A 26,231-nucleotide genomic window follows, 5' to 3' on the forward strand; every position below is an offset into this window, starting at 1 on the left:
CCATCAGTCTCAGCCGATCAGCCGATTCACATTCTCGATCGAGAGGCCGTGGCCGGTGACCATCGCGGAGCTGCCCAACACTCCGGCGCGCGCCCGGGTCTGAGTGCCCACGATGCGAAGATGCTGGGTGGCCAGCGGAAGCGAACGGGAGTAGACCGCCTCACGGATTCCGGCCAGGAAGTGCTCCCCCGCGGTGGAGACCACACCGCCGATCACGATGACCGAGGGGTTCAGCAGGTTCACGCAGCCCGCGAGCACCGATCCCACCTGGCGTCCGGCATGGCGCACCGTGCGCAGCGCCTCCGGATCCCCGGAGCGCACCAGTTCCAGCATCGCCGCAGGGTGGGGCACGTCGAAGCCGCGCTCGCGCAGCTGCGCCGCGATGGCCGGACCTGAGGCCACCGCTTCCAGGCAGCCGAAGTTCCCGCAGGTGCAGGGAGTGGCGTCCCCATCGGGCGTCGCGATGTGCCCGAGGTCCCCCGCCGCCCCCTGGGCGCCGTGCTGCAGCCTGCCGTCGCTGATGATCCCCGAGCCGATCCCGGTGGCGACCTTGACGAACATCATGTTGGCCACTCCGGGATAGGCCACCGCATGCTCCCCCAGGGCCATCGCGTTGACATCGTTGTCCACCAGGATCGGCACCGCGAACCACCGGCGCAGGTGCGCCGGGATGTCGAAGTGGTCCCAGCCGGGCATGATCGGGGGGCTCATCGGCCGACCTGTGGCGAACTCCACCGGACCAGGGACCCCCACCCCGACGCCGAGCAGATCCTTGGGGTTTCGACCCGCCTCTTGAAGCAGCTCCATCGCGACCGCGGCCACCGCGTCGAGCACCGCCACCGGACCGCGGGTGATGTCGAGCTCCTGCTCCTTCTCGGCCAGCACCCGGGTGGCCAGATCCGTCACGGCGATCCGCGCGTGGGTTCCACCGAGGTCAACGGCGAGCACGGAACGCGCCTCGGGGTTGAACGCGAAGGTGCTCGGCGGCCGACCCCCGGTGGAGGAGTTCTCCCCGGCGGGGCGGATCAGCGAGGAGTCCAGCAGCTCCTCCACCCGGGCGGAGATGGTGGAGCGGGCAAATCCGGTCATCGCCGTCAGGTCAGAGCGGGTGCGCGGGGTCCCGTCCCGCAGCAGCTGGAACAGCGCTCCCGCACTGTTGGGAAGGGCGTTGCCCGCCGGTGCGGAGGCCAAGCGGTTCTGCTCATCGATCACGGAGATGTAGACCATATCTCCAGTAAAGCACCCCTGCTTCGGTCGGCGTGAGATCGAAAGTTCCGAAACAGATACCCGACTTTTGATTGACAACCGACAGAAGTGGCCGCTAAATTCGTGATCATGGTCACACAAAAGAGTGGGTCCGAGCTTCTCCGAATGCGGGGAATCATCAAACACTTCCCCGGAGCGAAGGCGCTCGACGGGGTGGACCTCGATATTCGCGCCGGTGAGGTTCACTGCCTGCTGGGGCAGAACGGCGCCGGGAAGTCGACGCTGATCAAGGTGCTCTCCGGGGCTCACCAACCCACCGGCGGCGAGATCCTGTGGAAGGGCGAACAGGTCACCATCCCCACCACGATGGCGGCGCTGCGACTCGGGATCGCCACGATGTACCAGGAGCTCGACGTCGTCGATGGACTCACCGTCGCCGAGAACGTGTTTCTCGGCCATGAACTCAGCTCTGGGGGCGTGCTGCACCGGGCCACCGCCCTGGAACGCACCCGCGACCTGCTTCGGCGCCTTGGCCACCCTGAGATCCCGGCTCAGCGCGAGGTGGGACGCCTGCCGGCGGCGGGGAAGCAGATCGTCTCGATGGCCCGCGCACTCTCCCATGAAGCTCAGCTGATCATCATGGATGAGCCCTCCGCCGTTCTGGACCCCGAAGAGGTGGAGAACCTCTTCCGCGTCGTTCGGGCGCTGCGGGACCAGGGTGTGGCCGTCGTCTATATCTCCCATCGCCTCGAGGAGATCCGTCGGATCGGGGACCGGATCACGGTGCTCAAAGATGGGCGCACCGCCGCCACCAGCCTCGCGGTCCAGGACACCCCGACCAGACAACTGATCGCGCTGATGACCGGACATGAGGTGATCTCAGACTTCGGCGGCGCAGCAGTCGGGCCCATCAGCGATCAGCCGCTGCTCGAGGTCGACGGGCTCAGCCTGGAGGGTATCTTCGAGCCGGTCTCCTTCGACGTGCGCCCAGGCGAGGTCGTGGGGCTCGCCGGGCTGGTGGGCGCGGGCCGCTCCGAGATCCTGGAGACCATCTATGGAGCCCGTCGGGCCACCACCGGCGAGGTCCGGGTCAAGGGCAAGAAGCTGCGCCGCGGCTCCATCGCCGATGCGGTGAACCACGATGTGGGACTCGCCCCCGAGGAGCGCAAGAGCCAGGGCCTGCTCCTGGACGAGCCGATCTACCGCAACATCACCCTTTCCAGCTTCGCCCGCTTCGCTCGGTCCGGACTGCTCAACGAGCGCGCCGAACGCAGCGCAGCCCGCGAACAGGCTGAGGCGCTGCATCTCTCCCCCGCCGATGTCGCGCGCAATATCCGCACCCTCTCCGGCGGAAACCAGCAGAAGGCGATGCTCGCGCGCTGGCTCGTCCATGGCTGCGAGGTGCTGCTGCTCGATGAACCTACTCGCGGCGTCGACGTCGGTGCCCGCGCAGAGATCTACGGCCTGGTCAGAGAGCTCAGCCGGCGAGGCACGGCAGTGCTGATGGTCTCCAGCGAGATCGAGGAGGTCCTGGGACTCGCCGATCGAGTCCTCGTCGTGGCGGACGGCCACGTGGTCCACACCGGAGCGACCAAGGACATCGATGAACACCAGGTGCTTGATCTTGTGATGGAAGGAGCTCACGGATGAGTGAGACAACAGCAACAGGCTCGGTTCCCGGCGCGGACATTCCCGCGCAGGAGGAGCTCCCGCATCGGGACCTCAGCCCGGTCGAGGAGAAGGCCCCGAAGAAGGTCGCCGGATCGAACCTCAGCCTGGGACACAGCCTCGGCCTGGTCCTGGCCCTGGGGGCGCTGGTCGCCCTGGGCGTCATCACCGGTGGAGACCGTTTCCTCAGCCTCGCCAACCTGATGGTCATACTGCAGCAGGCGGCGGTGATCGGAGTGATCAGCATCGGCGTCACCTTCGTGATCACCTCCGGCGGCATAGACCTCTCGGTGGGCTCCGTGATGGGACTTGCCACGGTCTGGGCCACCACGCTGGGCACCCAGGCCATGGCCACGGACATCCACTGGTCCATCATGTTCTTCACCGCGCTGGCCGTCGGTGCCGCGGCAGGCCTGCTCAACGGCGTCATCATCGCCTACGGCAGAGTGGTCCCGTTCATCGCGACCCTGGCGATGCTCGTCGCCGCCCGCGGCTTCGCCGAGCTGATCTCCGGACGCCAAACCCAGATCATCACGGTGCAGGGCTTCACCAGCACCTTCCGGGGGGACCTGCTGGGCATCCCGATCATCGTGTGGATGTTCCTGATCGTCGCCCTCGCCGGATGGTTCCTGCTCAATCGCACCACATTCGGCCGCCGCACCATCGCGGTGGGCGGCAATCCCGAGGCCGCCCGGCTGGCCGGCATCAAGGTCAAGCGCCACCTGGTGATGATCTATACCCTCGCCGGGCTCTGCGCCGGGATCGGTGCAGTCATGATGCTCAGCCGGACCACCTCGGGCTCCTCCACCCACGGCTACCTCTACGAGCTCGACGCGATCGCCGCCGTGGTGGTCGGAGGCACTCTGCTGGCCGGCGGACGCGGCACCATCTTCGGCACCGTCCTGGGCGTCCTGGTCTTCGCGGTGCTGCGCAACGTCTTCGTGCAGAACAACCTCGACTCCTCCGTCCAGGCGGTCGTCACCGGCGCGATCATCGTCGGCGCCGTCCTGCTGCAGCAGCGCTTCTCCAGCCACAGCCGCACCTGACCCGAGACTCCATCTCTTCCCAGCAACCCCATCACTGAGCTGAATCCACTCTCATCAGGAGGAATCATGTCCCGCACCCCACGCCGATATCTCTCGGCCGCTGCGCTGATCTCAGCCACCCTGCTCGTCAGCGGCTGTCTCTCCAATGATCCCGAGGCGGTGGAGACCGAGGACGACGCCGCGGCGGCCGCGGCCGAACCGGCGGGCGACAACGCCGAGCCCGGTGACGATGTCGTCATCGGCTTCTCCGGCCCCGCCGCCGGACACGGCTGGATCGGCGCCATCACCGAAGGGGCGCAGAACCAGGGCGACGAGTTCGACGATGTCGAGCTGCGCGTCTCAGAGGGCACCGATGACGTGAACCAGCAGATCAGCCAGATCGAACAGTTCATCAACGACGACGTGGACGCGATCGTTGTGCTGCCCTTCGACGGCGCGGCGCTCACCGAGGTCGCGATCGAGGCGATGAACGCCGGCATACCGGTGGTCAACGTCGACCGAGAGTTCTCCAGCCCCTTCGCCGCGAGGACCACGATCCTCGGGGACAACTACGGCATGGGGGTCTCAGCCGGCACCTACATCTGTGAACAGCTCGGGGATCAGGACGACGCCGTTGTGGCAGAGATCGCGGGCATCGATTCGCTGCCTCTGACCCAGGACCGGAGTCAAGGCTTCGAGGACGCGCTGAGCGACTGCGGCATGGAGGTGGAGAACCGGGTCGCCGCCGACTTCACCGTCGCCGGTGGGGAGAGCGCCACGGCCAACCTGCTGCAGGCGGCGCCCGAGATCGATGCCATCTGGAACCACGACGACGACCAGGGCGTCGGCGTCCTGGCTGCGATCGAGAACGCCGGACGCGATGAGTTCTTCATGATCGGAGGAGCCGGCTCGGCCAACATGATGCGCGAGATCGAATCCGGAGACTCCGTGGTGGAGGCCACCGTGGTCTACCCCGCCTCACAGGCCGCCGACGGCGTTCGCCTCGCCCGGCTGCTCGCCCAGGAGCGCGCCATGTCAGACCTCGTGGAGAGTGACGTTCCGCGCGAGATCCAGCTCTATGCGCCGGTGGTCACTGCGGACAACGTGGACCAGTACCTGCCCTACGCCTTCGAGTCGTGAGCGGCAGCGATGGCTGAACGAGAGAAGCCTCGTCTGGGCGTGGCCATGATCGGTCACTCCTTCATGGGTCGGGTCCATTCTCAGGCCTGGAGGTCAGCCACCCGGTTCTTCGACCTTCCGATGGAACCGCGGATGCGGGTGGTGGTCGGTCGCGATGCGCAGCGCAGCAAGATCGCCGCCCAGCGGCTGGGCTGGGTCGAATCCGCCACGGACTGGCGGCGGGTGATCGAGCGCAAGGATGTGGATCTGATCGACATCTGCACCCCCGGTGACACCCACGCGGAGATCGCCGAGGCGGCGCTTCAGGCCGGCAAGCACGTGCTGGTCGAGAAGCCGATGGCCAATTCCGTGGCGGAGGCGCAGCGGATGAACGACGCGGCCCACCGGGCACGAGCTCGGGGCGTCCATGCCATGGTGGGCTTCACCTACCGGCGGGTCCCAGCGCTGAAGCTGGCCCAGGAGCTGATTGCGGAAGGCCGGATCGGCGAGGTGCGCCAGGTGCGGGCGCAGTATCTGCAGGACTGGCTCGGCGATGAGTCCGCGCCGCTGTCCTGGAGGCTGGACAAGACCCGCGCGGGGTCCGGGGCGCTGGGTGACATCGGCGCTCACATCGTGGATCTGACCTGTTTCCTCACCGGTCAGCGATTCGCCGGAGTCTCCGGAATGCTCGAGACCTTCGTGGCGGAACGTCCGCTGGCCGCTGCTGCTCCTGTGCCTGTCGCCGGGGGCGGGATCGGCGGCAGCCGGGGTGGTGGACTCGGTGGCGGGTTCGAAGCTTCCGGTGAGGCGCCAGGCCCTGCAGCGATGGGCCAGGTCACGGTGGACGACGCCGCCCTGGTCACCGCCCGCCTGATCTCGGGCGCGCCGGTGATCCTGGAGGCTTCCCGGTTCGCCTGGGGTCGAAAGAACGCGTTGCGCATCGAGATCTCCGGATCTCGCGGAGCGGTCAGCTTCGACTTCGAGGACATGAACGTCCTGCACTACTACGATGCGACACAGCCGGGGAGGACCGCCGGGTTCACCCGGATCCTCGCCACGGAACCGGAGCACCCATATCTCGAGGCCTGGTGGCCGCCCGGCCACGGACTGGGCTACGAGCATGGATTCACCCACCAGGTGGTGGATCTGGTGCGCGGGATCGCCGCCGGGGAGGATCCGCGGCCCTCGTTCGAGGACGGCCTCCACGTGCAGCGAGTGCTGGAGGCCATCGAGCACTCCAGCGGCACCGCGCAGCAATGGACCGAGATCCACGATCAGGAACGGAGATGAAGACCATGGCACGACCAGTCACGCTGTTCACCGGGCAATGGGCGGACCTGCCCTTCGAGGAGGTCGCCCGGCTTGCGGGGGAATGGGGCTACGACGGCCTGGAGATCGCCTGCTGGGGTGATCACCTCGACCCGCGACGGGCGGCCGAGGACGATGCCTACGTGAAGAACCGCTTGGATATCTTGGAGAAGAACGGGTTGAAGGTCTTCACCATCGCCAATCATCTGCGCGGCCAGGCCGTCTGCGACGACCCGATCGACTCCCGGCATCGCGACATCCTGCCCGATCACATCTGGGGCGACGGGGATCCCGAGGGGGTGCGGCAGCGGGCTGCCGAGGAGATGAAGTTCACCGCGCGGGCCGCGGCCCGGCTGGGAGTCAAGACGGTGACCGGGTTCACCGGGTCCTCCAGCTGGAAGTACGTGGCGATGTTCCCTCCGGTCTCCGAGGAGCTGGTCGAAGCGGGCTACCGGGATTTCGCCGACCGATGGAACCCGATCCTCGACGTCTTCGATGAGGTGGGTGTCCGGTTCGCCCACGAGGTCCATCCTTCGGAGATCGCCTATGACTACTGGACTACTCAGCGGGCACTGGAGGCCATCGGACACCGAGAGGCGTTCGGCCTGAACTGGGACCCATCCCATATGGTCTGGCAGGACCTTGATTCGGTGGCGTTCCTCTGGGACTACCAGGACCGGATCTATCACGTGCACTGCAAGGATACGAAGAAGCGGCTGAATGGACGCAACGGCCGGCTGTCCTCGCATCTGGCTTGGGCTGATCCACGGCGCGGCTGGGACTTCATCTCCACTGGCCGCGGAGATGTGCCTTGGGAGGATGCCTTCCGGATGCTCAACGCGATCGGTTATACCGGTCCGCTCTCGGTGGAGTGGGAGGACGCCGGCATGGACCGGCTGATCGGGGCACCCCAGGCCCTGGAGTTCGTCCGGGCCAATGCGTTCGAACCCTCAGATGCCTCCTTCGATGCGGCATTCTCCTCCTCGTCCTGAAACAGGCCTGAGGCGTCCACGCAGGACACGGAACATGCAGAAAGGCCCGACCCTGGCACCTGGTGATTGCATCCACCAGGATTCAGGATCGGGCCCTTCTGCTGTCTGGACCCTGCAACAGGCCCGGTCTTGCTAGTCGTTGGCGTGTGAGCGCTGGTGCCTGACGATCAGCAGCGCGACACCGCCGAGGACCATCAGCGCGCTCAGTCCGATCAGCAGACTGGTCATCGTGCCTAGACCGGTCGTGGCCAGATCCGACTCATCAGCCGCCGTCTGCGATTCCTCGGATGAGGAATCTGATGGAGCACTGGACTCCGTTGAATCGTCGTCCGTCACGTCAGATCCGGTGGGTGAATCCGATCCATCCGGGGAATCCGAGTCCTCTGGAGAACCTGATCCGCCGCGCAGCTCAGCAGACGTGGCCGTGGCCGTGGGGGACTCTGTTTCGGTCGGAGTCTCGGTCGGAGTCTCGGTCGGGGTCTCGGTCGGAGTCTCGGTCGGAGTCTCGGTCGGAGTCTCGGTCGGAGTCTCGGTCGGAGTCTCGGTCGGAGTCTCGGTCGGAGTGGGCGCACAGCTGGCATCGGTGAAGACATTCGAATCCAGCGTCACTGCCCCGTTGCGGGCAAGGGCTCGGCCCTGCACCGTGGCGAAGGTGTTGGCGGTGATCGAGGTCAGCGCCAGGATGGATCCCACGAATGTAGTACCTGTGTCCAGAGTGGCTGAGCTTCCCACCTGCCAGTACACGTTGCAGGCGTCAGCGCCGTTGATCAGGTTGACGGTGCTGTTGGGCGAAGTGATCAGAGTCGATCCCACCTGGAACATGAACACCGAGTCCGGGTCACCCTGACCGTCCAGGGTGAGCGTTCCGGTCAGGTCTAGAGGGCCCGTGGAGTTATAGACGCCGTCCACAAGTGTCAAGCCGCCGAGGTCACCCGCGACGCTCTGCGTGGGTGCCCGTGAGGCGACGTCGTTATAGGCGATGACGAGATCCGACTGCGCCTGGAGCGCCTCCGCGTTGCCCGCGTTGGTTGTCCCACCCACGATGCCGGGTGGGAATCCGGTGACGGCGGTGCCCGGGCTGACCCCGAGGTTTCCACTGAGCGTCGTGGTGCCGGTGTTGGTGACCGTCGAACCACCCAGAACGGAATAGGACTCGGTCGTGCCGAGGTTTGCCGGAGCCGTGGCGGCGTTCGCGGCCGAAGAGAACGACAGGGCCATCGCGATGGCGAGGAAGGCTACGAGCAAGGCACTAAGCCCCAGCCTCGCTTGAGCTGTGAAGTGAGGCCGCGGCACCGCTGCTGATGCAGAGCGCATTGAACCAGACGTAGTATTCATTTTCCCCCCAGAACGGAATGCCGTTTTAGCCGATCGGAACTAGTCGTTCACATATGGCCCAACAGATTATGCACCTATTTTCAGAATAGGAGATCTGGGTCACTTATCGCTGAGATTACGGTGCGATCCAGGTATCTTCAACTTCACTTTGCTCAACAGGTCCTGCGACGGGTGTGATGACGACCTGAGGTGCGGTGATACCAGTCTCCCACCTTCAACTGAGGGTTTAAGGTTATGGAAATTCATTCCTCGAGACAGAAGGAGCAAGTACGCCGGGCGGCCCCGGGAACATGGAAAAGACCCGATCCCGCATCGATGGAGATTCACTCCATCGATGCGGCACCGGGCCTCTTCTGCGCGGCAGGCATGAGCGTCGCCGCTGAATCACTGAGCGTCGGCTCAGCAGATGATCACTGGGCCAGGACGAAGGCTGCCTCAAGGTCGATCGAGACCTTGTCGCCGACCAGTACGCCGCCAGCTTCGAGGGCAGCGTTCCAGGTCAGGCCGAACTCCTTGCGGGAGATCACGGTGCTGGCGGAGAAGCCCGCGCGCGTCATGCCGAAGGGGTCCACGGCCTGGCCACCGAACTCCACCTCGAAGGTGACCGGCTTGGTGACGCCGCGGATGCTCAGGTCCCCGGAGATCTCAAACTCTTCGCCAGTGGCGGAGATGCTGTTCGCCACGAAGGACAGCTCGGGGTGGTTCTCGGAGTCCAGGAAGTCCTCGCCGCGGACGTGGCCGTCGCGGTCTGGGTTCTTGGAGTTGAAGGACACGGCCTTGACTCGGGCGTCAAGGGTTGCCACATCACCCTCGGAGACGACGAGGGTGGAATCCGCCTCTTCAAAGATGGCCCGCACCTTGGAGATGCCGGCGTGGCGCACGGTCATGCCGATCTCGGAGTGCGAAGAATCAAGGTTCCAGGTGCCGGTGGTCAGATGTGCCATGAAAGGGGACTCCTCTAAGGTTGTGACCCCGCGCCGAACGCGCAGGGTCTTCGGGGGTTGGTCAATGGAGACAACAGCAGTCTGCCTCAATTTATTTCAAAACTGAAGCATTTCACCTGAATGTCATCCCGATGTCCTCTTGACCATGGCCGTCTGCAGCACCACAGGCTCCACATGCTCCCCGTGCATCAGCTGCAGCAGCAGATCCACGGCGCGACCGGCGAGTTCGCCGACGGGGTTGATCACCGTGGTCAGCGGCGGTCGCGTCAGCTGTGCGGCGTGGGTGTCGTCGAAGCCCACCACCGCGATCTGCTCCGGCACGGCGATCCCTCGCGACTGGACCTCGTGCATCGCTGCCACCGCCATCAGGTCGGAGGCCACGAACACGGCGTCGAGGTCCGGGGCCCGCTCCAGGAGCCGCTCCATCGCTGCTGCACCTGAGGCGGAGGTGAAGTCACCGAACTCGACCAGGCCGGAGTCCAGTCCCGCGCGCTGCAGCGCTGCGGTCCAGCCGGCGAGCCGATCCGACCCGGCGGCCATGTCCTGCGGGCCGGCGATGGTTGCCAGCCGGCGGCGTCCCTGTCCGATCAGATGCTCTGCGGCGAGCGCGGCCCCGGACCTGTTGTCCACATCCACCCACGGGATGCCGACGTCGCCGGCATAGGGCCGGCCGACATACACCGCCGGCAGCTTCGTCTCATGGATCACATCGGAGAGGTCGTCGTCGCGGTGGTGCGAGACGATGATCGCGCCGTCGGTGTAGCCGCCACGCAGATACCGCTCGATCTTCTGCCGGCCCCCGGGCTGGCCCATGGCGAGCAGCACCTGTACCGGAGAATCGGCAAGCCGCTGGGTGATCGCCGCGAGCATCGAGGCGAAGAACGGATCTGCAAAGACCCGGTCCTCGGCCTCGGGCACCACGACGGCGATCGAGTCGACCTCCTGGTTCACCAGCGAGCGCGCGGCCCGGTTGGGGCGATAGCCCAGCTCGGTCACCGCCGCCTCCACCGCGATCCGGGACTGCGCGCGCACCCGTGGATCCAGATTCACCGCCCGCGAGGCGGTGGCGCGGGAAACACCTGCCCTGGCCGCCACATCCTCCAGAGTCGGCAGTCGCCGAGCGGGCATCGTTCCCTCCTTCTTCGGATGTGATCACCACGGCCTCATGGCCGCCCTCAGTCCACCACACCCGTGGCCGCGACCTGCGCGAACCAGTTCGCCGAGGCCTTGGGAGTACGCGTGAGCGTATCGTAATCGACCCGTACGATCCCGAAGCGCCGGTCATAGCCGAAGGCCCACTCGAAGTTGTCCAGCAGCGACCACACGAAGTACCCGCGCACGTCCGCGCCGGCCTCCATGGCCTGGTGCACCGCGTGCAGGTGCTTCCGGATATAGCTGAGCCGGTCGTCGTCCTGGACGAAGCCCGAAGCATCCGGTGCATCGGGATAGGCCGCGCCGTTCTCGGTGACATAGAGCGCCACACCGGCCGGACCGGTGTACTCCCGGTGCAGCCGCAGCAGCAGATCATGCAGCCCCTGCGGGAAGACCTCCCAGCCCATCGAGGTGGCCGGCAGCCCGCGCGGCACCGAACCGACGTGCTCGGACCCCACGTTCGGGTTCGGCTCCCCCTCTGTCCGCGCCGCGGCGGCCGCCTGCGCCGCCTGCGCCGGCTCCACGCCGGTGAGCAGCTCCCCGGTGTAGAAGTTCACCCCCAGCACATCGATGGGCGTTGAGATGATCTCCAGGTCTCCCGACTGGACCAGCCCCTCGCGCCAGAGCCCGGCCTGGTCGGCGAGCACGTCCGCCGGGTAGGCCCCCTCGAAGATCGCCTCGGCGAAGAACCGGTTGAAGCTGCCATCGAGCCGGCGCGCGGCGTCCACATCCCCGGGAGAATCCGGGTCTGCCGGGCGGTAGTCGGTGAAGTTCAGCGTCAGGCCCAGCTCCAGATCTGGATCACGGCGTCGCAGCTCCTGCACCGCGAGCCCGTGGCCGAGCAGCAGGTGATGTGCTGCGGCCAGCGCGTCCTCCGGTGAGGTTCGCCCCGGTGCATGGTGTCCGTTGGCGTAGCCCAGGAAGGCCGCACACCAGGGCTCGTTCAGCGTGGTCCAGTGCCGGACCCGGTCTCCCAGCGCCTCATGCAGCACCACGGCATAGTCGGCGAAGAGCTCGGCGGTCCTTCGGTTCGCCCAGCCGCCCTGATCCTCCAACGCCTGCGGCAGGTCCCAGTGATACTGCGTGAGCCAGGGCAGGATCCCCGCGTCCAGCAGCTCATCGACGAGGTCCGAGTAGAACTTCAGGCCCTCCGGGTTGACCGTCACCCCGTCGGGCATCACTCGGGACCAGCTGACCGAGAACCGATAGACCTTGAGGTTCAGCCGCTTCATCAGTGCCACATCCTCGCGGAAGCGGTGAAAATGGTCGCAGGCGACGTCCCCGGTCTCCCCGGCGTGGACCTTGCCCGGGGTGTGGGCGAAGGTGTCCCACACCGAGGGGGCGCGACCACCCTCTGCGGCGGCACCTTCGACCTGGTAGGCGGCGGTGGCTGAGCCGAAGAGGAAGTCTACGGGGAACGCAACGGCGCTCCGAGAGCTGGTGACTTCTGCGGTGACTGAGGAATTCATTGTTTGACGGCTCCTTGCATGATTCCGGATACGAGCTGACGGCCCGTGAAGATGAACAGGATGAGCAGCGGGACGGTGGCCATGGTGGCCCCGGCCAGCACGAGCGAATAATCCACGAAGTGCGCCGCCTGCAGCTGCTGCAGCGCCACAGGCAGGGTGGGATTCTGTGGGCCAAGCACGATGAAAGGCCAGAAGAAGTTCGTCCAGTTCAGGACGAAGGTGAACAGGAACAACATGGAGGCGGCCGGTTTCGCCGCGGGCAGCCCGACATGCCAGAAGGTGCGGATCATGGAACAGCCGTCCACTGTGGCCGCCTCGATGAGTTCATCGGGGATCGCCTGCCGCAGATACTGGGTCATCCAGAACACACCGAAGGCAGTGACCAGGCCCGGAACGATGACCGCCTGCAGTTCACCCGTCCAGCCCAGCCGCGCCATCACCTGATAGAGCGGAACCACGCCGAGCTGGGTCGGAATCGCCATCGTGGCGATCACGAAGACCAGCAGCGGCACGGCGCCCTTGAAGCGCAGCTTTGCGAAGGCGTAGCCGGCCAGGGTGGAGAAGAACACCACCGAGACCGCAGTGACGGTGGAGACGATGATCGAGTTCATCGTCGCCCGCCAGAAGGGCACGGTGTCGATCACCGTTGCGGCATTGGTGAAGAAGTTCCCACCCGGAAGCAGCGGGAAGGACTCCCGGGACAGGACGGTGGCATCGTGACTGCCGATCAGGAAGGACCACCAGAGCGGGAACATGCTGCCCAGGATCACAGCCGCCAGGCAGCCGTAGACGAGCCAGCCCGGTCCACGACCCGGACCGCGGGAGCCCCCGCGTCGGCGGCCGCGTCCCCGGGGCCGCGATCCTGCCCCGGAGCCGGACCCTCGGCGTCCGAAGGGGTCCTCGTCGTTCTTGGGTGCGGTTGCCGGTCCCGTGCGCGGGATGATCGGCAGCGGCTTCTCTTCGAGCGCGCTCATCGCTTGACCTCCGAGCTTGAGATGCGGCGGGTGATGACGAAGTTGACCAGGCCGATGGCGATGATCAGCAGGAACAGCAGCACCGCCACCGCGGAGGCCTGTCCGAAGTCCGAACGGGTCCAGCCCAGTTCGTAGAGATACATAGTCATGGTCTGCCACTGCCCGTCGGTGCCGCCGCGGCCGTACTGGTCGAACATCCGCGGCTCGTCGAAGATCTGGAGTCCGCCGATGGTGGAAGTGATGATCACGAAGATGATGGTGGGCCGAAGGTTGGGGATGGTCACGGAGATGAACTGACGGACCTTGCCAGCACCGTCGATCTCCGCAGCCTCATAGAGGTCCCGAGGCACGGCCTGCATCGCGGCGAGGAAGATCAGCGCGTTGTAGCCGATCCAGCGGAAGTTCACCATGGTGGCGATTGCCAGGTGACTCGGGAGAATCCCCGAGTGCCAGCCGATGGCGTCGATGCCCACGGCCTCCAGGATGGAGTTCACCAGTCCGAAGCGATCACCGAAGAGATTGGAGAAGATCAGCGCCACGGCCACCGGGGTGACCACGTAGGGGATCAGCACTCCCATTCGCCAGAAGGTCTTGGCGCGCAGGTTGTAGTCGAGCAGATACGCGATCAGGATCGCGGCCACCACCTGCGGAGCCGAGGAGAGGATGAAGATCGAGAGCGTATTGCGCAACGAGACCCAGAAGGCCCGCTCCCCCAGCACCGCCGCGAAGTTCTCGCCGCCGATGAACTCGCCCTGACCCATGATCAGATCCCAGTCGTGGGCAGCGACCCATCCGGTGTAGATCAGCGGAAAGAGCCCGACCACGGCGAAGAGGATGAAGAACGGACTGATGTAGAGGTACGGCGAGTACCGACGGTCCCAGGCCGAGGCCCGGTGCCGGAAGCTCATCTTCGGCTTCCGGCGACCGGTCCTCGCGTCTGGCGCGGGCCCGCCTTCGCGTGCGGTGGCGGTTGGTGCGTGCGCAGCAGGGACGGACATGATCAGCGCAGGGCTTCCATGTCGTTGACGAACTTCGCCCAGGAGGACTCGGGGTCATCGATCCCATCCACGTCCACCCGGTTGATCGCGTCCTGGATCGCCACGTTGATGGTGAGGTACTCGGTACCCTTCAGCGGCTGAGTCTCCACGGCCTCGGCCCGTTCGGCCAGGATCTCACCGGTGGGAGCGTCGTTGAAGTACTCCTCGGTGGCGGAGAGCAGCTCCTCGGACTCCAACGCCTCGGTGGTGGAGGGGAAAGCGCCCACGACGTCGAAGGCCTTGAGCTGCTGCTCCGGTGCGGTCAGCCATGCGGCAAGCTCCTTGGAGGCCTCGATGTTCTCACCCTGAGACGGCACGGTCAGGTAGGAGCCGCCCCAGTTTCCGCCGCCGCCCGGGAAGGTGTTGGCGATATCCCAACCCTCGACCTCTGAGGCGTTGCCCTCGATGATGCCCAGCATCCAGCCCGGGCACATCATCGTGGCGAAGGTCTCCTCACGCTGGAAGGCGTCGGACCAGTCCCCGCTCCACTGAGCCAGGCCCGCCGAGAGCTCGTCCTGAACCGAGGCCTCGAGCACCTGGTCATAGAGATCCCTGACCTCAGGGTTGGTATCGGCGATCACCTCGCCATCTTCGGTCTGGTAGGGGACCTCGACCTGGTTGATCATCCCCTGCCAGATGTTGTCGGAGCCGGAGTACCAGGCGGAATCGGACTCGGCCACAAACTCCCGGCCCGCCGCGAAGTAGTCCTCCCAGGTGTCACCGAGGAAATCAGCCACCTCTTCACGCTCGGTAGGCAGCCCGGCCTCCTCGAAGAGGTCAGCCCGGTAGCAGACCGCCTGTGGTCCGCTGTCGGTGCCGTAGCCGATCAGGCTTCCGTCCTCGAGGGTGGCGTCCTCGTACTTCCAGTCCAGCCAACGGTCCTCGAGCTCGGGATCGGTGAGATCTGCGAAGCGGTCGGGGTACTGCTGGAACTCAGCGAGCCAGTCCACCTCGATCGGTTCGATGTCTGAAGCTCCCTGTCCGGCGCCCAGACTGTTGCGCAGCGAATCGCGAGCGTTCTCGGCGGTGTCGATCTTGTTGTGCTCGATGGTGATGTTCTCGTTGAGCTCCTCGTACTCCTCGAAGAGCTCCTCGTAGCCGAACTCGTTGAAGGTGGTCACGCTAAGCGTGAGCGGTTCTCCCTCGGCGGCCCCGCCGCCGTCCTCACCTTCGGCTGAGCCTCCACAGGCCGTGAGCGTCAGCGTCAGGGCCGAGGTGAGCGCGATGCCGCGCAACAGTGCGGTCCGGCGGTGCACGCCTGGGCCCGGGGCGGGCTGCCGCCCCTGGCGGGCGGCTGCGGAGGTGTTCTCCTCCGCGTGATCAGTTGTCCTCATCACAGCTATCTCCTTCGATATGAGGTGCGAGCGAGTCCCCGGTGGTTTATGAGAGCGCTCTCACGGTGAGCAAAAGGTAGCACTCCTGATGCGAGTGTGGCAAGGGTCACAGCTGTGGCGCTCGCCTTGAATGCGCTCGGCGGGGCCCGGTGGGCGGCACGACGCAGGGGTGAGACAGTAGACTCTGGACTTATCGCCCAGCTCACCACGCAGCCGCCTCGACGCTGGGCACACATTCATCAGTAGAAGGAGGTGCCGGTGGGACTGCTAGACAACCTGGAACGCGGCATCGAAAAGGCCGTCCGCGGTGCCTTCTCAGGACGAGGAGGGAGTCTCGGACCCGTGGAGATCGCCACCGCCGTACGCCGCCACATGGACCGAGAGTCCAAGACCATCGCTGAGGGCCAGCACCTGGCACCGAACCTGTACAAGATCCGACTCGCCGGTGAGGACTTCAGCGAGGCCAAGAAGTACGGCGTCGCCCTTGCCGAGGAGCTCTGCGAGGAGATCCTGCGCCACGCCGAATCCCAGGGGTACACCCTGCTGGGCCCGGTGAAGGCGACCTTCGTGAAGAACACCGAGCTCAAGCGCGGTCAGCTCAGCATCGAGTCGCGCACCGACAAGGACCCGCAGTCCAGTCCCGTCGCTCCCCAGCAGTCCTCCCCCGCCGCCGGCCCCAGCGCAGCCGCGCCGCTGCCGGCCACCATGTCCCAGCCCACCGTCACCCCTCCGCCTGCTACGGCACCCGCTCCGGCCCTCCAGCCCACAGCGAGCCTGGAATATGAGGAGCAGACCTACCCGCTGCGACCGGACTCCACCGTGATCGGGCGCTCCACCTCGGCCGATGTCACCGTTCCGGACACCGGGGTCTCTCGCAAACACCTGGAGCTCTTTCGCTCCGGAGGCGCCTGGTACGCCCGGGACCTGGGCTCCACCAACGGCTCCTACGTGGACGGCGAGCAGCTCACCGGCGACGCGCCGAAGGTCCAGCTTGTCGACGGCGCCTTGATCTCGCTCGGCAACGCGCGCCTGCGCTTCCGCCAGAGCTGAGGGACCCCGACACATGAGTGAACTCGCTGTCACGGTGCTGCAGTTCGGACTGCTGCTGCTGCTCTGGATCCTGATCCTCTCGATCATCGGAGCGCAGGGCCGGGACATGACCATCTCCAAACGCTCCCGGGCCCGGGCCGCCGCCCCGCACGCGGCCCCGGCGCCACGCAGCGGGCCTCCCGCCCCGTCCGGAGCCAACCATTCGGGTCCCACCCCGCGACCGCGTCCGCGGCGGCTGCTGGTCAGCGAGGGTCCGCTGGCCGGAACCGAGATTCCGCTGGGCTCCGCCTCGATCATGATGGGACGGGCACAGGAATGCACCCTGGTGCTCGATGATGACTACGCCTCGGGCAAGCACGCCCGACTCTTTCCGCAGGGCTCGCGCTGGTTCCTCGAGGATCTGGGCTCCACCAACGGCACCTGGCTCGGGGAGGATCAGCTCACCCGCGCCTCCACGGTCGAGCCCGGGGACCGGATCCGCATCGGCAAGACCGTCCTGGAGCTGAGGACCTAGCCCGTGGCTCTGGTATTCCGCTTCTCAGCGCGCTCCGACACCGGGGCTGTGCGCTCCAAGAACGACGATTCCGGTTACGCGGGTCGTTACTTCGCCGTGGTCGCAGACGGCATGGGCGGCCACGCCGGCGGCGACGTCGCCTCGGCCTCCACGGTGCTGGATCTCGCGCACCTGGACACGCGCGGGTTCGCGGACCCCGAGACGGTGCTGCCAGATGAGATCCAGACCGCCAACTCCTTCCTGAACAAGCTGGTCAAGGCCAACCCGAAGCTCGCCGGGATGGGCACCACCATCACCTCGCTGCTGATCACCCAGGACCGGCTGCAGTTCGCCCACATCGGCGACTCTCGCGCCTACCGACTCAAGCGCGGACGGTTCCGCCAGGTCAGCAAGGACCATACCTTCGTCCAGCGGCTGGTGGACGAGGGCCGGCTGGACCCGGACCAGGCCGAGCATCACCCGCACAAGAACGTGCTGATGCGCGTGCTTGGCGACGTCGACGCCTCCCCCGAGCTCGACATCACCTCTTTCCCGCTGGAGGCCGGTGAGCGCTGGCTGCTCTGCTCCGACGGGCTCAACGCGGTGGTCTCCGAGCGGCTGATCGAGCAGAAGCTGCGTTCCACCCAGAGCCTCGAATCGATCGTCGATGACCTGGTCGAGCTGACCCTGGGCGGCGGCGCCCCGGACAATGTGACCGTGGTCTGCCTGGAGGTCGTCGAGGCCGACGAAGCCGACCTCGCGCCGAGCAAGAAGCTGCCGCTCAGCGAGGCCGCCGTGGCCGCGGCCACCTCCAACTATGGCGGAGCCGACGCCACCATAGAGCTCGATGTGGTCCCGGTGGTCAACTCCGAGGCCTTCTCCGACCATGACGACCACGACACGCTCTCCCCGCTCTCGGCCGCCATGGTTCGCAAGAAGCTGGGCGCGCGCCCGCACCTGCTGGTCGGGGCCGCCAACAAGGCCGCCGACACCGGCACGATCCCGGTGGTCGCACGCAATGTCGATGAGCACCCGATGGCCTCGCTGCTCACGGGTCAGCCGCTGCGTCCGGTGCGCCACACCTACTCCGAGCTGCTCGACGAGCAGCCGCGCGACTCTGCCCCGGCTGGTGGCACGGCAGATGAGACCCCTGCCGACTCCGACGGCGCGGCCCGATCAGGCGAGCCCGCTGGGGCTGTCGATGCCGCCGAGGCGGGATCCGGTCGGTCCTCTGCCGACGCGCCAGCTCCAGGTGATCCGGAGTCCTCCGCCGCGCGGCTCTCGAGCGATGCCGGGCCGCACCGCGCCGGCGCCGGACTTGCCGAAGAGCCCGAGAGCATCGAGGAGGAAGAGCTGGTCCTCGATGAGGAGGAGCTCGAGGCGCTGGAGACCGCGCGACGACGCAGCTCCTGGTTCCTGCCCACCTTCGTGGCCCTGTTGGCCGTGCTGGTCGCCGTCGTGACCTTCCTGGGATACGTCTGGACCCAGACCCAGTACTACGTCGGAGAGGACCAGGGCGAGGTCGCCATCTACAGCGGCGTCTCCCAGTCCCTGGGACCGGTCAGGCTCTCCGAGGTCGACGAGCATGCCGAGATCGCCCTCGAGGACCTCACCGCGTACCACCGCGACCGGGTCGAGCGAGGCATCGCCGCTGACGATCGTGACCACGCGGAACACATCGTCAGCCAGCTGCGCGCCATGGCCGTGGCCAATGCCGCCCAGGACGAGCCCAGCCCCGCCGAGGAGCCCGACGCGGAGGAGACCGGCGCGGAGCCGGACCAGGATCAGCCAGCACAGGATCCGCCAGCGCAGGATGAGACAGCCGAGAACCAGGGAGGTGACCAGTGAGCACAGTATCTCAGCAGGTGTACAAGCCCCGCCGCAATCTCGAGCTGGTGCTGCTTCTGATGGCCCTCACCGTGGCGATCGGTGCCCAGATGCTGGTCGCGCTCGCCCTGGACGAACCGATCACCACCGACTACTACGTCGAAGGGGCCGTCTTCGCCGGACTGGTCCTCGTCTTCCACGTGGTGCTGCGGCTGCGCGCGAAATACGCGGACCCCTTCATCCTGCCCATCGTGGTGACCCTCAACGGGCTCGGCATCGCGATGATCCACCGGCTGGACTTCACCCCCTCCTACTCCGGGGTCGCGGATCGCCAGCTGATGTGGACCGGCATATCGATCGTGGCCGCCGTCGCGCTGCTGTGGCTGCTCAAGGACCACCGTCGGCTCCGGCAGCTGACCTACATCTCGCTGGCGGCCAGCGTGGTGCTGCTCTTCCTGCCGATCGTGCCGGGCGTGGGCCAGGAGCTCAACGGCGCCAGGATCTGGGTGAACCTCGGCCCGCTGTCCTTCCAGCCCAGCGAGATCGCCAAGATCACGCTGGCGGTCTTCTTCGCGGGCTTCCTCGCCAACAACCGCGATCTGATCCTGCTGGCCGGCCGGAAGATCGGCCCCGTGACCTTCCCCCGGCTGCGTGACCTCGCTCCGATGTTCATCGCCTGGATCATCGCCATCGGCGTGCTGGTGGTGCAGAACGACCTCGGCAATGCACTGATGTTCTTCGGCCTGTTCGTCGCGGTGATCTACGTGGCTACCTCGAGGTTCTCCTGGATCGCGATCGGCGCGGTCTTCATGCTCATCGGCGCAGCCCTGGCCTATCAGTTCGTCTCCCACTTCCGCGACCGGGTCGACATCTGGCTCAACGCCTTCGATCAGGACATCTACGAGCGCGCCTTCGGCGGCTCACACCAGGTGGTGCAGGGGTTGTTCGGGATGGCGCACGGCGGCCTCGCCGGCACCGGCCTGGGCTCGGGCAACCCGAACATGGTCTCGCTGGCCAATTCCGACATGATCATCGCAGCCTTCGGCGAGGAGCTCGGCTTCATCGGGCTCTCCGCGATGCTGCTGCTCTACCTGCTGCTCTTCAGCCGGTACATGCGCGCCGGACTGGGCACCCGCGACACCTTCGGCAAGCTGCTCGCGGTGGGCCTCGCGGTCGTGCTGGTGCTGCAGGTCTTCGTCGTCGTCGGCGGTCTCACCCGGGTCATCCCGATGACCGGTCTGGCCACCCCCTTCCTCGCCGCCGGCGGCTCCGCGCTGCTGGCGAACTGGCTGATCGTGGCGCTGGTGCTGCTGATCTCCCACTCCGCCCGGCAGCCGGTCATCGTGGGACCGATGGTCAACGCGACCGGCGAGTCCTCCTCGGGCATCGAGTCCAGACTTCATTCCGAGGGCCCGGCGCCCGGGAGAGCGCGGTCCACCGGCACAGCGAGCACCGGCGGCACCCCGACCGGCAGGACGCCCGCGACGACGTAGACATCGACCATGCCCCGGCTGAGCAGGGAGGGACACAGTGAACAACGCCATCCGTCACACCTGGGTCGTCTCCGTCGGCCTGTTCATCACGCTCTTCGTCGCGCTCTCCATCATCCAGGTCGCCATGACCGATGAGCTCAACGCCAACCCCAACAACGTGCGTCAGGTCTATGAGGACCGCGGCGCCCCGCGCGGGGCGATCACGGTGGACGGCAGCGCCATCGCTGAATCCGTCCCCTCGGAGAACTCCAGCTTCGACTACCAGCGGGTCTACCGCGAGCCTGAGCTGTACTCCGGGATCACCGGCACCTATTCCATCGCCGCAAACCCCACCGGGCTGGAGGGCACGCTGAACGAGTACCTCTCCGGGCAGTCCGACAGCCAGTTCTTCGACCGGATCACCTCGGTGTTCACCGGGGACACGATGGACGGCGGCCAGGTCGAGCTGACCCTCGACGCCGAGCTGCAGCAGCTCGCCTACGACCAGATCCCCGAGGGCACCCGCGGAAGCATCATCGTCACCGAGATCGCCACCGGAGACATCAAGGCCATGGCCGCCAAGCCCAGCTACGACAACAACCTTCTCGCCGTGCAGGACTCCACCCAGCTGATCGAGAACCAGACGCAGCTGGAGACCGACCCGGACCTGCGCTACACCTCCCGCGCCATCTCCTCCACCCTGGCTCCCGGATCGACGTTCAAACTGGTGGACCTCGTCGCGATGCTGGAGTCCGGAGACTACGAACCGGACACGGTGCTGGAGAACCCCAACTCGATCACGCTGCCCGATTCCACCACCGAGCTGCGCAACTTCGACCGCGGCATCTGCGCCCAGCGCTCCCAGGCGGAGCTCTCCTGGATCGTGGCGCAGTCCTGCAACACCCCTTTCGCGGAGGCCGCCATGGACCTTGGTGAGGGCCCGATCCGGGACAGCGCCGAGGCCTTCGGATTCAACTCCGGGGACCTGAGCATCCCGCTGCGCCCGGAGACCTCGAACTTCCCCACCGACCTCTCCGACGCCGCCCTGGCCCAGTCCGCCATCGGGCAGTTCGACGTCACCTCCACCCCGCTGCAGATGAACATGGTCGCCGCCGCCATCGCCAATGACGGCACGCTGATGAAGCCCAACCTGGTCGACGCGATCCGCGGCTCGGACCTGCAGCTGCTCTCCACCTCCGAGCCGGAGACGTTCTCCGAGGTGACCTCGGAGCAGATCGCCGACGAGATCACCGAGATGATGGTCGAGGTCGTCGAGTCCGGCACGGGCACCCGCGCGCAGACCGAAAGCTTCCAGGTCGCAGCCAAGACCGGCACAGCGGACGTCGGCGAGACCGGAGAGGTGAACTCCTGGATCACCGGCTTCGCGCCCGCCGACGATCCGCAGTACGCGGTGACAGTGGCCTACGAGCGGATCGACTTCGACACCGGCTCCTCGCTGACCGGACCGCAGATGCTGACCATGCTCGAGGCGGCGATCGAATGAGGCCCGTGGTCGGCATCCTGATGGGTGAGCGGTATCAGCTCACCGAACGCATCGCCATCGGCGGCATGGGTGAGGTCTGGAAAGCCTCTGACCAGGTGCTCGGACGTACCGTAGCGATCAAGATCCTCAAGGAGGAGTACACCGGAGACGAGGCGTTCCTGCGTCGGTTCCGCGCCGAGGCGCGGCACACCGCCCTGCTGAACCACCCCGGCATCGCCGACATCTATGACTACGGCGAACAGTCCGGCTCCGGCTACCTGGTGATGGAACTCGTGCCCGGGCGCCCGCTCTCGGTCCTGCTCGAGACGGATAAGACGCTGTCCTGGGAGAAGACGCTCTCCATCCTCGCCCAGACCGGTCGTGCCCTGCAGGTCGCTCATGACCAGGGCCTGGTCCATCGCGACGTCAAGCCCGGCAACCTGCTGATCACCCCCACCCGGCGGGTGAAGATCACCGATTTCGGCATCGCCCGGCTCGCGGACCAGGTGCCGCTGACCGCCACCGGACAGGTGATGGGCACGGTGCAGTACCTCTCCCCGGAGCAGGCCACCGGTCAGCACGCCACCGGCTCCTCAGACATCTATGCGCTGGGCATCATCGGCTACGAGGCGCTGGTCGGGCACCGCCCGTTCACCGGCGAATCCCAGATCGCCATTGCGCTGAAGCAGGTCAACGAGCCGCCGCCGGCGCTTCCGGAGACCGTGCCGGAGCCGGTGCGTGCGCTGATCATGTCGATGCTGGAGAAGGACCCGGGCAAGCGACCCCTGACCGCGACCAAGCTCGCCGAGGCCGCCGACGCGCTGCTGCGCCACGACCCCGAGTCCGCGCTCAAGGCGGTCCCCGCCATGGCAGCGCATATGGATGGCGCCGAGTCCGACCAGGACGCCACCACCGCCATCCCCCGGGCCGACACCGCAGCGACCGCCGTGGTCCCGGCCGGCAGCCAAGCCCCCTCGGCGCGCACTCCGGAACAGCCCGCTGCCGCCGCGGCGCACACCTCCCAGTACGGGGCGGCTCCCGCTGCGACCGGATCCGCGCGCCCCGGCGCGGACACCGCCCGCTCCGAGGCCGAAACGGCCGCGGAGCAGCGACGACTCCATGGGGGTCGCCGGTGGTACTGGCCGCTCATCGCGCTGCTGGTGCTGGTCCTGCTGGCCCTCCTCGGCTCGTGGCTCTTCCCACAGTTCGGTGGCAGCGGCGGTGAGGATGAGCCGAGCCCGACGCCGACCGTGACCGAGACCTTCACCCCCGGCACCGAAATGGTCGAGATCACCGAGAGCGACTTCCTCGGCCTCTCCCTGGAGGAGGCCACTGCAGCGCTGCAGGAGGCGGGACTGCAGGTCCAGGCGGAGCCCGTGGCCTCCGGCCAGCCTGCGGGCGTGGTCACCGGGGTGGCCCCCACGGGCAGCGTCCCCGTGGGCTCCACCGTCACGGTGTTCTACTCCGCCGTGGCGAACGACACCCTGCCGCAGGACCAGGCTCCTGGCCAGGACGATCAGGACCAGCCGGGTGACACGGGGCAGCAGAACGGCGATGGGCAGCCCAGCGGTACGCAGTCCCCGACCGACGCCGGATCGCCGACCGGCACCGGCACTGGCACCGGGCAGCAGGATCAGCCGGAACCGGACACCTCCCCGACGCCCACCCCCACTCCCTCCCCGTCGCCCGAGACCCAGGACGAGGCGGAGGACCCCGCGGCCACCCAGCCGGAGCCGATCGAGCCCGAGGTGGTCGAGGACGAGGCGCCTCAGGATGGACAGGCCGGCGGCGAACCCGGTGCCGAGAGCACCGGGGATCCTGATCGGGCTGGCTTCTCAGCCGAGGATGGGTCAGGATCGGAGACAGGAACCGAGATATGACCGAGACTGCTGAGCGCGTCCTCAACAACCGCTACCGGATCACTTCACTGATCGGACGCGGCGGGATGGCCGATGTCTACCTCGGCCACGACCTCACCCTGGATCGCCAGGTCGCAGTCAAGATGCTGCGCCCGGACCTGGCACGTGACCCCCAGTTCCAGGGGCGCTTCCGCCGGGAGGGGCAGTCCTCGGCCTCGCTGAACCACCCCAATATCGTCGCGGTCTACGACTCCGGTCGCGCGCAGGTCGAGGATCAGGCCCATCACGAGATCAAGACACCCTTCATCGTCATGGAGTATGTCGATGGGGTCACGCTGCGACACATCCTGCATGGGACGCCGCGGGTCACCGACACCGCCGACGTCGACGATGAACAGACCCGAATCGCCGAGGAGTCGAACCACGCACAGCCTCCCGGGTCTCCCGGTGAGCCCGAGGAGGACGTCCTGGCCCTGGGTGACACCGGCCGGGTTCACGACGGTGAGGACCACCTGCCCGCCGCGCAGGTCGGCTCGCAGCTGCAGTCGAAGATCGATCAGGCGCTGAACAAGCCGCTCTCCGAGCGGGAGACGGCCGGCTATATGCATGGGATCCTCGGCGCGCTGGGCTACAGCCACGAGAAGGGCATCGTCCATCGCGACATCAAGCCCTCCAATGTGATGGTCTCCCAGACCGGCCAGATCAAGGTCATGGACTTCGGCATCGCCCGAGCCCTGGCCGACTCCGCCTCCACGATGACCCAGACCTCCGCCGTGGTCGGCACCGCCCAGTACCTCTCCCCCGAGCAGGCGCGCGGCGAAGTCGTGGACCACCGGTCGGATCTGTATTCGGCCGGCTGTGTGCTCTTCGAGCTGCTGACCAACCGGCCGCCCTTCCAAGGCGAGTCTCCGGTCTCGGTGGCCTACCAGCATGTGCGCGAGGCACCGCCGATGGTCAGCGACTTCAACCACCGGATCAGCCCGGCGATGGAATCCGTGGTCGGCAAGGCGCTGACCAAGGACCCTGCACTCCGATTCCAGACCGCCGAGGAGTTCGATCAAGCCATCCAGAAGGCGCTGATCGGCATCGGCGTGGACGACGAGGACCACCCCACCGCGGCGATGGCGGCCATCGGCGGCCGGCAGGACTTCAACCAGGTCCTTGCCGCAGGCGCGGTCCCGCTGAACGGCCAGCTCTCGGCGCGCACCCCAGAGGACCCAGACTTCTACAAGGACTCCGAACAGCCTCGTCAGCAGCCGCGGCGTCGCCGTGGCGGGCTGATCCTGATATGGACCCTGTTGATCCTTGCCCTGGCCGGCGGCGGCACCTGGGCGCTGATGAACATGCTCGACAATCCCGAGGTGTCCATCCCTGATGTGACTGGGATGACCGAGGAGGAGGCGCGCGAAGAGCTCACCGCACTGAACCTGAATCCCACAGTGGAGACCGAGGCCCATCCAGAGGTCGAGGCGGACCTGGCGATCCGTACGGACCCCGAGGCCGAGACCTCGGTGGATCCCAACAGCGCCGTGGTGCTCTACATCTCCACCGGTCCACAGAGCGTACGCGTCCCGGACGGCCTGCAGGGCTCCACCGAGGAGGAGGTTCGCGACGCCCTTGAGGAGGTGGGCCTGGAGGTGGGGGAGATCAGCGAGGAGAACCATCCCAGCATCGAAGAAGACCTTCTGATCACCACCGAACCGGAAGCAGGCTCCTCGGTCGAACCGGGATCCGAGGTGGACCTGGTGCTCTCCACCGGTCTGGTGGAGATGCCTGGAGTCTTCAACCGCACCCGCACCGAGGCGCAGACGATCCTGGAGAACCTGGGGCTCAGCGTGAGCACCGTGGAGGATGAGCGCACCGACTACGCCGAAGGCACCGTCGTGGGTCAGCGGGTGGGCGGCGCCTCCGTCGTCGCCGGAGACGCGATCCCGCAGGCTCCACCGTTACGCTGGTCGTCGCGGTCGCCCCGGACCCTGACCCGGAGCCCGCGCCCGCGCCTGCGCCGGAAGAGGAGGAGGCTCCCGAGCCGGACACCGGGGACGATACCGATCAAGGGTCCGAAGACGGCGATCAAGGGTCCCAAGACGGCGACGAGGAGTCCCCCAGCCCGTCTCCTAGCCCGTCCCCTAGCCCGGACGCCGAGGAGGAGAACAACGGCGGAACCGAGTCCGGCGATGGGGCCACAGACTCTGAGGAGGAAGCCTCAGAAGCACCGGAGGAGTCTCCCACCGCGGAGGAATCTCCGGAGGCCGAAGGCGGAGCGAACGGCGGCGTCGAGGAGTCCCCGAGCAGCCCGAGTGAGGCCCGCGGCAACTCCGGTGACAACAATGGGAACTCTGACGACAACAGCGGCAACGGCAACAACGAGGACTGAGCCGCCGTTCAGCTCCAGAAGCTCCTGCATGACCAGCTCCCAGACCCCCTCGTCGACCACCACGCGGCATCGATCTGCGCGGCACCCGAGAAATGAGATGAAATAAT

Annotated in this window: 20 protein-coding genes; 12 read left to right on the plus strand and 8 right to left on the minus strand. The window is 66.8% G+C overall.

Annotated features, from left to right (window positions below; all coding sequences use genetic code 11):
• Nucleotides 1-9: 9 nt before the first annotated feature.
• Entirely contained in the window at nt 10-1,227 is a 1,218-nt protein-coding gene (locus BG28_RS08365) for an ROK family protein (protein ID WP_084479579.1), read from the minus strand.
• Nucleotides 1,228-1,371: 144 nt separating this feature from the next.
• Between BG28_RS08365 and BG28_RS08370 the strand changes: the two genes are divergently transcribed.
• The 5 genes from BG28_RS08370 (at nt 1,372) to BG28_RS08390 (ending at nt 7,318) form a co-directional block, all read left to right on the plus strand.
• Entirely contained in the window at nt 1,372-2,856 is a 1,485-nt protein-coding gene (locus BG28_RS08370) for a sugar ABC transporter ATP-binding protein (RefSeq protein ID WP_152539250.1), read from the plus strand.
• Entirely contained in the window at nt 2,853-3,920 is a 1,068-nt protein-coding gene (locus tag BG28_RS08375) for an ABC transporter permease (RefSeq protein WP_036475701.1), read from the plus strand. The genes BG28_RS08370 and BG28_RS08375 overlap by 4 nt, the downstream gene beginning before the upstream one ends.
• Before the next feature lie 66 nt (nt 3,921-3,986).
• Complete coding sequence (locus BG28_RS08380) at nt 3,987-5,039, plus strand: substrate-binding domain-containing protein (protein ID WP_036475702.1); 1,053 nt, start codon at nt 3,987-3,989, stop codon at nt 5,037-5,039.
• Between the two features lie 9 nt (nt 5,040-5,048).
• Nucleotides 5,049-6,308 carry a Gfo/Idh/MocA family protein gene (locus BG28_RS08385; protein WP_036475704.1) on the plus strand — a complete coding sequence of 420 codons (1,260 nt, stop codon included), beginning with the start codon at nt 5,049-5,051 and terminating at the stop codon, nt 6,306-6,308.
• Nucleotides 6,309-6,313: 5 nt separating this feature from the next.
• Nucleotides 6,314-7,318, plus strand: coding sequence for a sugar phosphate isomerase/epimerase (locus tag BG28_RS08390; RefSeq protein ID WP_036475872.1), 1,005 nt, complete (start codon nt 6,314-6,316; stop codon nt 7,316-7,318).
• A gap of 132 nt (nt 7,319-7,450) precedes the next feature.
• Here the strand turns inward: BG28_RS08390 and BG28_RS08395 are convergent, their stop codons facing one another.
• From BG28_RS08395 to BG28_RS08425, 7 genes are all read right to left on the minus strand, one after another.
• A complete protein-coding gene (locus tag BG28_RS08395) occupies nt 7,451-8,536 on the minus strand; it encodes an ice-binding family protein (RefSeq protein WP_152539251.1) in 1,086 nt (361 codons plus the stop codon).
• Nucleotides 8,537-9,063: 527 nt separating this feature from the next.
• The gene (locus BG28_RS08400) at nt 9,064-9,597 is read right to left on the minus strand and encodes a YceI family protein (protein WP_036475706.1); all 534 of its coding nucleotides are present in this window, start codon (nt 9,595-9,597) and stop codon (nt 9,064-9,066) included.
• Nucleotides 9,598-9,720: 123 nt separating this feature from the next.
• Nucleotides 9,721-10,725, minus strand: coding sequence for a LacI family DNA-binding transcriptional regulator (locus BG28_RS08405; RefSeq protein WP_036475708.1), 1,005 nt, complete (start codon nt 10,723-10,725; stop codon nt 9,721-9,723).
• A 47-nt stretch (nt 10,726-10,772) separates the two neighbouring features.
• Nucleotides 10,773-12,218: a GH1 family beta-glucosidase gene (locus BG28_RS08410; RefSeq protein ID WP_051501199.1), complete on the minus strand. Its 1,446-nt coding sequence runs from the start codon at nt 12,216-12,218 to the stop codon at nt 10,773-10,775.
• Nucleotides 12,215-13,192, minus strand: coding sequence for a carbohydrate ABC transporter permease (locus tag BG28_RS08415; protein WP_084479580.1), 978 nt, complete (start codon nt 13,190-13,192; stop codon nt 12,215-12,217). The genes BG28_RS08410 and BG28_RS08415 overlap by 4 nt, the downstream gene beginning before the upstream one ends.
• Complete coding sequence (locus BG28_RS08420) at nt 13,189-14,190, minus strand: carbohydrate ABC transporter permease (protein ID WP_036475710.1); 1,002 nt, start codon at nt 14,188-14,190, stop codon at nt 13,189-13,191. The genes BG28_RS08415 and BG28_RS08420 overlap by 4 nt, the downstream gene beginning before the upstream one ends.
• Before the next feature lie 2 nt (nt 14,191-14,192).
• On the minus strand, nt 14,193-15,566 hold the full coding sequence (locus BG28_RS08425) for an ABC transporter substrate-binding protein (RefSeq protein WP_235181041.1): 1,374 nt from the start codon (nt 15,564-15,566) through the stop codon (nt 14,193-14,195).
• A 255-nt stretch (nt 15,567-15,821) separates the two neighbouring features.
• Here BG28_RS08425 and BG28_RS08430 point away from each other — a divergent pair, with 255 nt between their 5' ends.
• From BG28_RS08430 to BG28_RS16550, 7 genes are read left to right on the plus strand one after another with little or no spacing between them, the layout of a single operon-like run.
• Nucleotides 15,822-16,613, plus strand: coding sequence for a DUF3662 and FHA domain-containing protein (locus BG28_RS08430; protein ID WP_036475711.1), 792 nt, complete (start codon nt 15,822-15,824; stop codon nt 16,611-16,613).
• Nucleotides 16,614-16,626: 13 nt separating this feature from the next.
• Nucleotides 16,627-17,127: an FHA domain-containing protein gene (locus BG28_RS08435; RefSeq protein ID WP_036475713.1), complete on the plus strand. Its 501-nt coding sequence runs from the start codon at nt 16,627-16,629 to the stop codon at nt 17,125-17,127.
• A 3-nt stretch (nt 17,128-17,130) separates the two neighbouring features.
• On the plus strand, nt 17,131-18,954 hold the full coding sequence (locus BG28_RS15835; RefSeq protein WP_051501200.1) for a PP2C family serine/threonine-protein phosphatase: 1,824 nt from the start codon (nt 17,131-17,133) through the stop codon (nt 18,952-18,954).
• A 59-nt stretch (nt 18,955-19,013) separates the two neighbouring features.
• A complete protein-coding gene (locus BG28_RS08445) occupies nt 19,014-20,426 on the plus strand; it encodes an FtsW/RodA/SpoVE family cell cycle protein (RefSeq protein ID WP_152539261.1) in 1,413 nt (470 codons plus the stop codon).
• Between the two features lie 37 nt (nt 20,427-20,463).
• Nucleotides 20,464-21,909, plus strand: coding sequence for a penicillin-binding transpeptidase domain-containing protein (locus tag BG28_RS08450; RefSeq protein ID WP_036475714.1), 1,446 nt, complete (start codon nt 20,464-20,466; stop codon nt 21,907-21,909).
• Nucleotides 21,906-23,768, plus strand: coding sequence for a protein kinase (locus BG28_RS08455; protein ID WP_084479582.1), 1,863 nt, complete (start codon nt 21,906-21,908; stop codon nt 23,766-23,768). Before BG28_RS08450 ends, BG28_RS08455 begins: the two co-directional genes overlap by 4 nt.
• Nucleotides 23,765-26,230 (plus strand): PASTA domain-containing protein, encoded by a 2,466-nt coding sequence (locus tag BG28_RS16550; RefSeq protein WP_051501202.1) that lies wholly within the window; start codon nt 23,765-23,767, stop codon nt 26,228-26,230. Before BG28_RS08455 ends, BG28_RS16550 begins: the two co-directional genes overlap by 4 nt.
• Nucleotide 26,231: the final 1 nt, after the last annotated feature.

This window comes from Nesterenkonia sp. AN1, assembly GCF_000582475.1.
In the GTDB taxonomy this organism is placed as follows: Bacteria; Actinomycetota; Actinomycetes; order Actinomycetales; family Micrococcaceae; genus Nesterenkonia; species Nesterenkonia aurantiaca.

Excerpts from the sequence above, each read along its gene's own strand:
- BG28_RS08365 (WP_084479579.1), bottom strand. The coding sequence starts at position 1,227 with ATGGTCTACATCTCCGTGATCGATGAGCAGAACCGCTTGGCCTCCGCA.
- BG28_RS08370 (WP_152539250.1), top strand. The coding sequence starts at position 1,372 with ATGCGGGGAATCATCAAACACTTCCCCGGAGCGAAGGCGCTCGACGGG.
- BG28_RS08375 (WP_036475701.1), top strand. The coding sequence starts at position 2,853 with ATGAGTGAGACAACAGCAACAGGCTCGGTTCCCGGCGCGGACATTCCC.
- BG28_RS08380 (WP_036475702.1), top strand. The coding sequence starts at position 3,987 with ATGTCCCGCACCCCACGCCGATATCTCTCGGCCGCTGCGCTGATCTCA.
- BG28_RS08385 (WP_036475704.1), top strand. The coding sequence starts at position 5,049 with ATGGCTGAACGAGAGAAGCCTCGTCTGGGCGTGGCCATGATCGGTCAC.
- BG28_RS08390 (WP_036475872.1), top strand. The coding sequence starts at position 6,314 with ATGGCACGACCAGTCACGCTGTTCACCGGGCAATGGGCGGACCTGCCC.
- BG28_RS08395 (WP_152539251.1), bottom strand. The coding sequence starts at position 8,536 with ATGGCCCTGTCGTTCTCTTCGGCCGCGAACGCCGCCACGGCTCCGGCA.
- BG28_RS08400 (WP_036475706.1), bottom strand. The coding sequence starts at position 9,597 with ATGGCACATCTGACCACCGGCACCTGGAACCTTGATTCTTCGCACTCC.
- BG28_RS08405 (WP_036475708.1), bottom strand. The coding sequence starts at position 10,725 with ATGCCCGCTCGGCGACTGCCGACTCTGGAGGATGTGGCGGCCAGGGCA.
- BG28_RS08410 (WP_051501199.1), bottom strand. The coding sequence starts at position 12,218 with ATGAATTCCTCAGTCACCGCAGAAGTCACCAGCTCTCGGAGCGCCGTT.
- BG28_RS08415 (WP_084479580.1), bottom strand. The coding sequence starts at position 13,192 with ATGAGCGCGCTCGAAGAGAAGCCGCTGCCGATCATCCCGCGCACGGGA.
- BG28_RS08420 (WP_036475710.1), bottom strand. The coding sequence starts at position 14,190 with ATGTCCGTCCCTGCTGCGCACGCACCAACCGCCACCGCACGCGAAGGC.
- BG28_RS08435 (WP_036475713.1), top strand. The coding sequence starts at position 16,627 with ATGAGTGAACTCGCTGTCACGGTGCTGCAGTTCGGACTGCTGCTGCTG.
- BG28_RS08445 (WP_152539261.1), top strand. The coding sequence starts at position 19,014 with ATGGCCCTCACCGTGGCGATCGGTGCCCAGATGCTGGTCGCGCTCGCC.
- BG28_RS08455 (WP_084479582.1), top strand. The coding sequence starts at position 21,906 with ATGAGGCCCGTGGTCGGCATCCTGATGGGTGAGCGGTATCAGCTCACC.
- BG28_RS16550 (WP_051501202.1), top strand. The coding sequence starts at position 23,765 with ATGACCGAGACTGCTGAGCGCGTCCTCAACAACCGCTACCGGATCACT.